This is a genomic window from Pseudomonas sp. NFACC37-1 (assembly GCF_900101575.1).
Taxonomy (GTDB): domain Bacteria; phylum Pseudomonadota; class Gammaproteobacteria; order Pseudomonadales; family Pseudomonadaceae; genus Aquipseudomonas; species Aquipseudomonas fluorescens_AA.
In genome coordinates this window covers 1-12265 of the sequence record NZ_FMUZ01000061.1, presented here as the reverse complement: position 1 = coordinate 12265, position 12265 = coordinate 1, and the positions used below count along the sequence as shown (strand labels likewise).

General features: G+C 68.0%; 2 protein-coding genes. Both read left to right on the top strand.

What is annotated here, in order from left to right; genetic code table 11:
* The first annotated feature begins 9 nt into the window (after positions 1 to 9).
* A complete protein-coding gene (locus BLP82_RS29280; RefSeq protein WP_256576688.1) occupies positions 10 to 6654 on the top strand; it encodes a non-ribosomal peptide synthetase in 6645 nt (2214 codons plus the stop codon).
* The coding region (locus tag BLP82_RS29275; protein ID WP_170842399.1) for a non-ribosomal peptide synthetase at positions 6651 to 12265 on the top strand (5615 nt) is incomplete at its 3' end. The genes BLP82_RS29280 and BLP82_RS29275, both read left to right, overlap by 4 nt.

Sequence of the window (12265 nt, the reverse complement as noted above, 5' to 3'; positions counted from 1 at the left end):
CTCGCCGAGCTGTGGGCCGAGGTCCTCGGGGTGCCGCGGGTCGGTCGGCAGGACAACTTCTTCGCCCTCGGCGGGCATTCGTTGCTGGCGGTGCAGATGGTCGAGCAGTTGCGGGCCGAAGGCTGGCAGTTGGACGTGGGGAATTTGTTCAGCGCGGCGAACCTGCTCAATCTGGCACTGCTGCTGGAGAATCCGCTGGGGCCGGCCAAATCACAGGCGCTGCCTGAGGCACCCGCCATCGCGCCGGACTGCAAGCGCATCACCCCGGCCATGCTGCCGTTGCTCAGCCTGCCACAGCCTCAGGTCGACCTGATCGTGACGGCGGTGGAAGGCGGCGCCGCCAACGTGCAGGACATCTACCCCCTGGCGCCCCTGCAGGAAGGCTTGCTGTTCCAGCACCTGCTGCAACCGGCCGACGACGCCTACCTGTTACGCGCGACACTGGCCTTCGACAGCCGCCCACGACTGGACGCCTTCATCGCCGCCTTCGATCAGGTGATCGCCCGCCATGACATCCTGCGCAGCGCCGTGCTCTGGGAAGGCCTGGACGAGCCGGTGCAAGTGGTCTGGCGCGAGGCGCCCCTGCCGGTGGTCTGGCTGGAGGCATGGGACGCCTTCGCCGAACAGCCCCTGGACATCCGCCGCGCACCACTGGCCCAGGCCTACGTGCGCTTCGACGCGCCCAGCGGCCAATGGCAGTTGCAGTTGGTCCACCACCACCTGGCCATCGACCACGCCACCCTGGCGCTGTTGTTCGGCGAAGTCCGCACCTTGATGCAAGATCCCGGGCATCCGCTGCCTCCGAGCGTGGCGTTTCGCCGATTCGTCGCCCAGGCCCGCGAGCCTCGGCGCCAGGCCAGCGCCGAGGCCTATTTCAAACGGCTGCTCGGCGACCTCGACGAACCGACCCTGCCCTACGCGCTGCACGACGTCCAGGGCTCCGGCCGCGACAACCGCGAGGCCCAGCGCTCACTCGACCCCGCCCTGGCCCGCCGCCTGCGGCAACTGGCCAAGACCCAGGCGGTGGGCGTCGCCAGCCTGTTCCACCTGGCCTGGGCAATGGTAGTGGGCAAGGCCAACGGCCGCGACGACGTGGTCTTCGGCACGGTGCTGTTCGGCCGCTTCAGTGCCGGCCAGCAGGTGGAGCAGGCCCTGGGGCTGTTCATCAATACCCTGCCCCTGCGCATCGACCTCGACATGCCCCTGTACAGCGCCTTGCGCCAGACCCATGGACGACTGACCGAACTGCTCGACCATGAACATGCGCCACTGGCCCTGGCCCAACGTTGCACGGCGCTGCCCACCCAGGCAGCGTTGTTCTCAGCGCTGCTGAACTTTCGCCACAGCCAGGCACAACGCTCGGCCCGCCCAGAGTTCGACCTGCCAGGGGTGCGCCTGCTGGGCAGCGAGGAGCGCAGCAACTACCCGTTCTGCCTGTCCATCGATGACCTCGGCGAAGGCTTTGCCCTGACCGGACAGGTCCATCGTTCAGTCTGCGTCGACGCGGTCCTTGCGCAAATGATTCGGGCCCTGGAGGTGGTTGCACAGACCCTGGAAACCGCACCGGCCACCCGAGCCTGTGCCTTGGACATCCTACCCCTGGAGCAACGCCAGCAACTGCTGGAAGGGTTCAACGCCACACGGCAGGCGCATCCACGGGACACCCTGCTGCACCAGCCCTTCGAGCGGCAGGCGGCACTGCATCCCGACGCCGTGGCGGCGCAGTTCGAAACGGCCGCGGGAGCCCAGCTCAGCTATGCCCAGCTTAATCAGCAGGCGAACCAGTTGGCCCACGCCCTGCTGACGGCCGGGGTGCGCCCCGATGACCGGGTAGCGATCAGCCTGCAACGGGGTCCAGACCTGTTGGTCGCCCTGCTCGCCACCTTGAAGGCCGGCGCGGCCTACGTACCGCTGGACCCCAACTACCCGCCGGCGCGTCTTGCGCACATGCTTGAAGACTGCGCGCCCCGGCTGGTCCTGAGCAGCCAGGCCGTGGCCAGTGGGTTACCGGCCACGGCGGTCGAATGCTGGTGCCTGGATGCAGCGCAGTTACGGGACCGGTTGGCGACCCTGCCCACGGAAAACCCCAGGGTTGCGGACCTGGGCCCAGCGCACCTGGCCTACGTCATCTACACCTCGGGCTCCACCGGCCTCCCCAAGGGCGTGATGATCGAGCACCGCAACGCCTGCAACCTGCTGCATTGGGCACTACGCAACTTCGACGCCGAGGAATGGCGCCGCAGCTTGTTCGCCACGTCGATCAACTTCGACCTGGCGGTCTTCGAATGCTTCGTCCCTCTCGCCGCCGGCGCGACCCTGCACCTGGTGGAAAACGCCCTGGCGTTGGTGGCCCGACCCTGCCCGGTGTCGCTGATCAACAGCGTGCCCTCGGCGGTGGAAGAACTGGTCAGGGTCGGCGCCGTCCCGGACAGCACCCGGGTGGTCAACCTGGCGGGCGAACCGCTCAAGCCGCGACTGGTGGAGCAATTGTTCGCCCGCAGCGCGACGCAACGGGTCTGCAATCTCTATGGGCCAACGGAAACCACCACCTATTCCACCTGGCTGTCGATGGACCGTGCCGGGGGCTACCAGCCCGGCATCGGCCGGCCCCTGGACAACACCCGTGTCTACCTGCTCGACCGTCATCGCCAACCGGTGCCGTTGGGCGTGGCCGGTGAGATCTACATCGGCGGAGCAGGCGTGGCGCGGGGTTATCTCAATCGTGCCGAGCTGACCCAAGAACGCTTTTTGTCCGACCCCTTCGTCGAGGATCCCCAGGCGCGCATGTACCGCACCGGTGACCTGGGGCGCTGGCGGGCCGATGGTTCGCTGGATTACCTGGGACGCAACGACTTCCAGGTCAAGGTACGCGGGTTCCGCATCGAACTCGGGGAGATCGAAACGCAGTTGCTGGGCATGCCGGCGGTGCGCGAAGCGGTGGTGCTGGCGCAGCCTGGCCCTGCCGGTAATCCGCGGTTGGTGGCCTATCTGGTGGCGCAGGTCTCGACCACGCCCGTTCCGGACTTGGCTGAAGTACGCGCTTATCTGGAAAGTCGCTTGCCGGACTATATGCTGCCCAGCGCCTGCGTCGCCCTGCAGCAGTTGCCACTGACCCCCAACGGCAAACTTGATCGCCAGGCCCTGCCGCTGCCCGAGGCACAGGCCAGCAGTGCCGCCAGGCAGGCGCCGCAAGGGGACACCGAACGGCGGCTGGCGGCCATCTGGACCCAGGTGCTGGGCGTCTCGGAAATCAGCCGTGACGACGACTTCTTCAGCCTTGGCGGGCATTCGCTGCTGGCGGTGCAATTACTCGAACAGTTGCGCCGCAATGGCTGGGACCTGGACATACGCAGCGTGTTCGAACGCTCGACACTGGCCGCCCAGGCGCTGCGCCTGGAAAAACTGGCCAGCGTTCCGGCGCCGGCACCAAGCGTAAGCACCATCCCGACCCCGTGCGCCCGCATCACCCCACAGATGCTGGATCTGGTGACCCTTCCCCAGGCGCAGATCGACCTGATCGCGGCACGAGTGCCCGGCGGCGCCGGCAATATCCAGGACATTTATCCATTGGGCCCCTTGCAGGAGGGCATGCTCTATCACCACCGCGCCCAGCGCGAGGGCGATCGTTATGTGCTGCGCAGCCTGCTGGCCTTCACCGACGAGGCGCGCCTGCAACGTTTCTGCGGGGCGCTGGGCCAGGTCATCGGCCGGCACGACGCGCTGCGCACCCTGGTGCTCTGGGAGGACCTGGAGGAACCCGTGCAGGTGGTGCTGCGGCAGATCGCGTTCACGCCTCGGCGCCTGGCGCTGGAGGGTGACGACATCGCGGCGCGGCTGCAGGCCAGTGCCGACCCGCGCCACTACCGCCTCGACCTGCGGCAGGCCCCGTTGATCGAGGCCCGGGTGGCCTTTGACCCGGCGCAGGAGCGCTGGCTGTTGCTGCTGTTGCATCACCATGTGGTGGTCGATCACACCTCCCTGGAATTGATGATCGAAGAGATCGCCCTGATCGAGGGCGGGCGCCCGGCGGACCTGCCGCCGCCCACCAGCACCCGAGCCTTGGTGGCCCAGGCCCGGCGACCAGAAGCGGTGGCCGCCGCCCGCGCTTTTTTCAGCGAGCAGTTGGGCGATCTGGATGAACCCACCCTGCCCTTCGACCTTGACCTGCAAACCGATCCCCGCTGGCAGGCCCTGGAACACCAGCAGCCGCTGGCGCCGGAGCTGGCGCGCCGCCTGCGTCGCCAGGCCGAAGTCCACGGGGTGAGCGCGGCGAGTGTCTGCCACCTGGCCTGGGCCCTGGTGCTGGGGCGCCTGAGTGGGCGCGACGATGTGGTCTTTGGCACGGTACTGTTCGGTCGCCTGCAGGCCGGCGCCCACGCCGACCGGACCTTGGGCCTGTTCATCAACACCCTTCCACTGCGGGTGCGCCTGGACGGCGGCGTCCACGCCACCCTTAGGCAGGTCCAGGACACCCTCAACGGTCTGCTCTGCCACGAGCAGACCCCGCTGGCCCTGGCCCAGCGTTGCAGCGCGATAGCGCCGGGGACGGCGTTGTTCAGCGCGTTGTTCAATTACCGCTACAGCCATGCCGGCCAAGCCAATGTGCACCAGGCCATGCCCGGCATGACCCTGCTGCACAGCGAGGAGCGAACCCATTACCCCTTCAACCTGGCGGTGGACGATCTGGGCGAAGGTTTCCAACTGACCGCCCAGACCCACCCCGACCATGCGCCGGAACGGCTGCTGAACTTCATGCTGACGGCCCTGCACGCCCTGGTGGAAGCGCTGGAACAGACCGACGATGGGCACATCCAGTCATTGGACGTATTACCCGCCGCCGAGCAAGCACGGTTGAATCGCCTCAACCCAGTGCTGTCCGTGTCAGCGCCCGACGGCACCCTGCACGGGCGCTTCGCCGAGCAGGCCGCTCACCGCCCCGACGCCCTTGCGCTGATCGACGAGCATCGCCAACTGAGCTTTCGACAGCTCGACGGACAGGCCAACCGCCTGGCCCATCACTTGCTGGACCAGAGTGTACGACCCGGGCAACGGGTCGCGGTGTGCCTGGATCGCGAAGCGCACCTGGCGATCGCCTTGCTGGCGGTGTGGAAAGCCGGCTGCGCCTATGTGCCGCTGGACCCCGATTATCCGGCGCCGCGGCTGGCCTTCATGCTGCAAGACAGCGCTCCGGCGGCGCTGCTCACCCAGGAGCGAGTGCGCGAGGGGCTGCCGACATTCGACGCCGGGCCGCTGATCTGCCTGGATGCCGTTGGTGCCGCCTGGCAGCAGGCCGCAACCGACGATCCGAACATCGGCACCCAGCCCAGCGACCTCGCCTATCTGATCTACACCTCAGGCTCCACCGGCCAGCCCAAGGGCGTCATGGTCGAGCACCGCTCGGTGCTCAACCTCTGGGCCGGGTTGCACCAGCGTCTGGCTGACCTGCCAGCCGGTACGCGCTGCTCGCTCAACGCCTCGGTGGCCTTCGACGCCTCGGTCCAGCAGCTGTGTCAGTGGCTGAGCGGCCACTGCCTGGTGTTGATTCCAAAACGCGTGCGCCTGGACGCAGCGGCCCTGCTCGATTACCTGCAGAGCCGGCAGGTAACCCTATTCGACTGCACCCCGACCCAGTTGCAAGCGCTGCTCAAGCATCGCCAGACGCTGGCCCTGCCCCAGCCGTTGCCCCGCCGCCTGCTGCTCGGCGGCGAGGCCGTCCCCGCAGAGCTCTGGCAGCAACTGGCCGGTGAGCCCGGCGTGCGGGTGCTGAACGTCTACGGCCCGACCGAGTGTACGGTCGACACCACCAGCGCCTGGCTGGACCAGCATCCGCTGCCCAGCCTTGGCCAGCCTCTGCCCAATACTCAGGTGCAGGTGCTCGATCATCACGGTCGGCGCGCGCCGCTGGGGGTGGTAGGTGAAATCCACATTGGCGGCCAAGGCGTGGCCCGTGGCTACTGGCAGCGCGAGGCGCTAACCCAGGAGCGGTTCATCGCCGACCCGTTCTCGACCCAGCCCGGCGCGCGACTGTATCGCACCGGCGACCTCGGCCGCTGGGAGCTCGATGGCAGCCTCAGCTACCTTGGCCGCACCGACTTCCAGGTGAAGATCCATGGGCACCGCATCGAGCTGGGGGAAATCGAAAGCCATCTGTTGGCGCTGCCCGGTGTCCGGCAAGCGGTGGTGGTCGGTCGTCCCGATCGCCATGGGGTGGCCCGACTGATCGCGTACCTGCTGGGCGACGCGCCACCGACGCCAGCACAGGCGCGGACGGCCCTGGCCGAACGCTTGCCCGAGTCGATGCTGCCCAGCGCCTATGTGCGCCTGGATAGCCTGCCGTTGACGGCCAACGGCAAGCTCGACCGCAATGCCCTGCCCGAACCCGACGCCCAGGCGTACGTGCAAACCCGTTACGAAGCCCCCCAAGGCGACATCGAGATAGCCCTGGCGGCCATCTGGTGCGAGCTGCTGAACGTCGAGCGGGTCAGCCGACACGACAACTTTTTCGCCCTCGGCGGCCACTCGCTGATTGCCATGGGGCTGGTGGAGCGCATGCGCCAGCACCACCTGCGGGTCGACATCAGCCAATTGTTCACCGCACCGACCCTTGCCGGTCTGGCCGCGGCCACTACTCCATTGAAGGAACTGCTCCTGTGACTGCGGATCAACTGCTGGCTCTGCTCAAACACCGCGGCGTGACCCTGTCGTTGCGCGGCGACCAACTCTCGGTGGTGGCCGACAATGAAGTGCTGGCCGACCAGGAACTGATCGCCCTCCTGCGCAGCCACAAGCCGGCGCTGATCGAAGCCCTGCGCCAGCCCGCGGCGCAGCCCGCCGGCACCAGCGGACTGCCAGCGGGTACCACCGCCATCACCCCGGCGCTGCTCGATCTCTGCCAGCTCGACGCGGCTCAGATCGAAGGCATCGTCGCCAGCGTTCCGGGCGGTGCCGCCAATATCCAGGACATCTACCCGCTGGTGCCCCTGCAGGCCGGCATCCTCTTCCACAACCTGCTCCAGGAGCGTGGCGATACCTACCTGCTGCACGTGCTACTGGCCTTCGATGACGAACCGCGCCTGCGCCGCTTCATGGACGCTCTCAACCAGGCCATCGCCCGCCACGACATCCTGCGCACCGCGCTGGCCTGGGAAGGTCTCGATGCGCCGGTCCAAGTGGTGTGGCGTCAGGCTCCGCTGACACTGGAACTGTTCAACCCGCCCGCGGGCGACGTGGCCACCACGCTGCGCACCTGGACCGATCCCAGGGAGCATCGGCTGGACCTGCGCCAGGCACCCCTGATGCGCGCGGTGGCTGCAGCGGATCCGGCAAACGGTCGCTGGCTGCTGCAACTGCTGCACCACCATGCGGTGATGGACCATACATCGCTGGAGCGGCTGGTGAGCGAGGTCGCGGCGATCCAGCAGGGCCGCCTGGCCGACCTGCAACCGCCACGCCCGTTCCGTGATTTCGTGGTGCGCGCCCGCCAGGGCCTGAGCGAAGCGCAACACGCGGCATTCTTCACCGAGCTGCTTGGCGATATTGACGAGCCCACCGCGCCCTGCGGGCTGCTCGATGTGCGCGGCGACGGCAGCCAGGTGCAGACCCTGGAAGCGCCGCTGGCACTGGATCTGAGCCGGCGCATCCGCGAACTGTCGCGCCGCCTGGAAGTCAGCAGCGCCAGTCTGTTCCATCTGGCCTGGGCCTTGGTGCTGGGTAAGACCAGCGGCCGTGACGACGTGGTGTTCGGCACGGTGATGTTCGGTCGCCTGCTGGGCGCCGCCGAAGCAGCCACCGCCATGGGCCTGTTCATCAATACATTGCCGTTGCGGGTGCGCCTGGCGGTGCCGGTGAGGCAGGCCCTGCGCGACACCCACGGGTTACTCAGCCGGTTGATCGCCCATGAGCACGCGCCCTTGGGCCTGGCCCAACGCTGCAGCGCGCTGCCCAGCGGCACGGCGCTGTTCTCGGCGCTGCTCAACTACCGGCACAGCACAGCCCAGGGGCCTGCCCCGGTGCTCGATGGCATGCAGGTTCTGGGCGGTGAGGAACGCACCAACTATCCCTTCAACCTGTCGGTGGACGACCTGGGCGATGGGTTTTCGCTGAGCCTGCAAATCGATCCCCTGGTGGGCGCGGCCCCGGTGCTTGGCTGGCTGCAAACGGCCCTGGATAACCTGCTCGACGCGCTGGAAGGTACGCCCCAGCACCTGGCCTGCCATCTTTCGATACTCCCGGAGGCGGAGCGTGAGCAACTGCTGCGCACGTTCAACAATACTGCCCGGCCGCTGCCCGAGCGGGACCTGTTGCACCTGGCCCTGGAACGCCAAGCGGAACGCCAGCCCCAGGCCATCGCCGCGCGTTTCGACGCGGCCGATGGCGCCACTCCGTTGACCTATGGAGCGCTCAACGCCCAGGCCAATCGCCTTGCCCACCTGTTGCTGGGCGCCGGCGTGCAGCCGGACAGCCGGGTAGCGATCTGCCTGGAACGCGGCCCGCATCTGCTGGTCGCCCTGCTCGGCATCCTCAAGGCCGGCGCGGCCTATGTGCCGCTGGACCCGGCGTACCCGCGCGAGCGGCTGTCGCACATGCTCGAAGACAGCGCGCCCCAGGCGTTGCTGACCACCACCGCACTGCAAGCCAGCGTGACGGCACCGGCGGGTTGCACCGCCCTGTGCCTGGATGATCCGCAGACCCAGGTCCGTCTGGCCGAGCAACCGGCCGACAATCCGGACCCGGCGTGCCTGGGCCTGACCGGCGCGCACCTGGCCTACGTGATCTATACGTCGGGTTCCACCGGCCTGCCCAAGGGCGTGATGATCGAGCACCGCAATGCTTGCAACCTGTTGCACTGGGCGCTGCGCGTCTTCGACGCCGAAAGTCTGCGCGACAGCCTGTTCGCCACCTCGATCAACTTCGACCTGGCGGTCTTCGAATTTTTCGTGCCCCTGGCCGCCGGCGCGACCCTGCACCTGGCCACCAATGCCCTGGCCCTGCTCGACCGTCCGGTGCCCGTCACCCTGATCAACAGCGTGCCCTCGGCGCTCGATGCGCTGGTGGGGGCCGCGGCGATCCCGGCCTCGACGCGGGTGGTCAACCTGGCCGGCGAACCACTCAAGCAGGGCCTGGTGCAAAGGATCTTCGACCACAGTGACGTGCAACGCCTGTGCAACCTGTACGGACCGTCGGAAACCACCACCTATTCGACCTGGGTGGCGATGGACCGCGCCGAAGGCTTTGTGCCGGGTATCGGTCGGCCGCTGGACAACACCCAGGTCTACCTGCTCGATGCGCACCGGCAACTGGTGCCCCGTGGCGTGGTGGGCGAGCTGTACATCGGCGGCGCCGGTGTCGCTCGGGGTTACCTGAACCGGCCGGTGCTGACCGAGGAGCGTTTCCTCCCGGACCCCTTCGCAGCCCAGCCCGGCGCGCGGATGTACCGCACCGGCGACCTTGGTCGCTGGACCGAGGATGGGCAACTGCTCTACCTGGGGCGCAACGACTTCCAGGTCAAGGTGCGCGGCTATCGTATCGAACTGGGCGAGATCGAAAGCGCCCTGGCGCGTGTTCCGGGGGTGCAGCACGCCGTGGTCGTGGCTCGTCAGGAGCCGAGCGGCGATGCGCGGCTGGTGGCGTATTGGGTGGCCCAGCCGGAAGCGGCGCCTGACGAGGCGATACTGCGCGACGCCCTGGCGGCGGTATTGCCCGAGTACATGCAACCCAGCGCCTATGTGGCCCTGCCCGCCCTGCCACTGACGCCCAACGGCAAGCTCGATCGCAGCGCGCTGCCGGCACCGGAACAGGCCGCCAGCGGACACTTCGAAGCGCCCATGGGGCCGCTGGAAAACCAACTGGCGACGATCTGGGGGCGCCTGTTGGGCCGACCACGGATCGGCCGTGACGAGCATTTTTTCCAGGCCGGTGGCCACTCTCTGCTGGCGGTGCAACTGGTTTCCCAACTGCGTCAGCAATTGCGGGTCGAACTGCCCTTGGCCAGTGTGTTCGATCACCCGACGCTGCAACGCCAGGCACGGGCCATCGAAGCCCTGGGCGCGGCCGGGCTCCACGGTGCGGCACCGATCCCGGCCGGTCCACGGCCGGCGCGGCTGCCGTTGTCGTTTGCCCAGCAACGCCTATGGTTCATCGCGCACCTGGATGCCCAGGCCAGCGCGGCCTACCACATGGCCGGAGGCCTGCGGCTGCGCGGTGAGCTGAATGAAGCGGCCCTGGGCGCCGCGCTGGCGCGCATCGTCGAGCGGCACGAAGCCTTGCGCAGCCGTTTTGTGTCCGACGGCGGCGAGCCGTGCCAGGTGGTGGATCCCGGGCATTCGCTGGTGATGCCGTGCTTTGACCTGCGGGATCAGTCGCCGGCACAGTTGCAGGCCCATTACATCGCTGAAGCCCAGGCGCCTTTCGATCTGGCCGACGGCCTGCTGTTTCGCACCCGCCTGTTGCGCCTGGCCGAGCAGGAGCACGTCCTGCTGGTGACCATGCACCACATTGTCGGCGACGCCTGGTCCCTGGGCGTGCTGACCCGAGAGTTGAGCGAGCTGTACCGGGCTTTCAGCCGGGGGCAAGCCGATCCGCTGCCACCGCTGGCCATCCAGTACGCCGACTACGCCCTGTGGCAACGCTCCCCACGCCAGGCGCAACGCATCGCTGAGCAACTGGACTACTGGCGCACCCAACTGGCCGACGCGCCCCCTTCATTGAACCTGGCCCTGGACCGGCCGCGCCCGGCCCGACAGGACTTCACCGGAGCCAGCCTGGAGCTGAGCATCGACGCCGCGCTGGTGCGGTCCCTCAAGCACTTGAACGAACGCCACGGCACGACGTTGTTCATGACCGTGCTGGCCGCCTGGTCGGTGGTCCTTGGCCGGTTGTCGGGTCAGGATGACCTGGTCATCGGCTCGGTGCTGGCGAATCGCACCCGTGCCGAGGTCGAGCCGCTGATCGGCTTCTTCGTCAACACTCAGGCGTTGCGGGTGCGCCTCGACCGGGTCAGCCAGGTCGGCGAGCTGCTGGCCCAGGTACGGCGCACCGCGCTGGATGCCCAGGCCCACCAGGAGTTGGCTTTCGAGCAATTGGTGGAAGCCTTGAACCCGTCGCGTTCGTTGGCTCACAGTCCGATCTTCCAGGTCATGCTGGCCTGGCAGAATGCTCCGCAGCCGAGCCTGGCCCTGGGCGACCTGGAAGTGACCCCGCTGTCCACCGATGAGGACAGCGCCAAGTTCGACCTGACCTTGAACCTGTATGAGCGCGACGGCGTGATCGGCGGTCGGCTGACCTACGCCACGGCGCTGTTCGACCCCGGCACCGTCGAGCGTCACTGGCAGGCGCTGTGCGCCACGTTGCAGGCGATGGTCGAGAACGACCAGCAGCCGCTCCAGGCGCTGTCGATCCTCGGCGCGGACGAACGTCAGCAGGTGCTCCACGGATTCAATGAAACCACCCGCGATTACCCTGCCGAGGAGCCCCTGCACCGTCTGTTCGAGGCCCAGGCCCAGCGCCGGCCCGACGCCACCGCGGTGCAGGACGGCGACTACTTGCTCAGTTACCGCCAGCTCGACCAACAGGCCGAGCATCTGGCGCACTGGCTGGCCGAGCACGGCGTCACCCCGGGCGCCCGGGTCGCCCTGAGCCTTGCGCGCGGCCCGCGCTTGGTCACGGCGCTCCTGGCGATCCTGAAAAACGGCGCGACCTACGTGCCCATCGACACCGCCACCCCACTGCAGCGTCAACGCGCGTTGCTGGACGACTGTGCCAGCGCCTGGCTGCTCTGTGAGAACCCGGACGCGTCGGTGCAAGGTTCCGGCTACCGGATCTTGTGCCCTTGGGATCGCCTTGCGACTGCGGACGAACCCACCCCGCCGCGTCAGCCTGTGACAGTGTCGAGCGAGGCACCGGCCTACATCATGTACACCTCCGGCTCCACCGGAACGCCCAAGGGTGTGCAGGTGCCGCACCGCGCCATCACCCGGCTGGTGCGCAACAACGGCTTCGCCGCGTTCACCGCCCAGGACCGCTTCGCCCTCGCCGCCAACCCGGCCTTCGACGCCAGTACCCTGGAGATCTGGGGCGCGCTGCTCAACGGCGGCTGCCTGGTGGTCTGCCCCAGGGAAACCCTGCTGGACGCGGCCCGCTTCAACGAGCACCTGCTGCACCACGAAGTCAGCGTGCTCTGGCTCACCGCCGGGCTGTTCCATCAGTACGCCGAGGCCCTGGCGCCGGCCTTCGGCGCGCTGCGCTACCTGATGGTCGGCGGCGACGT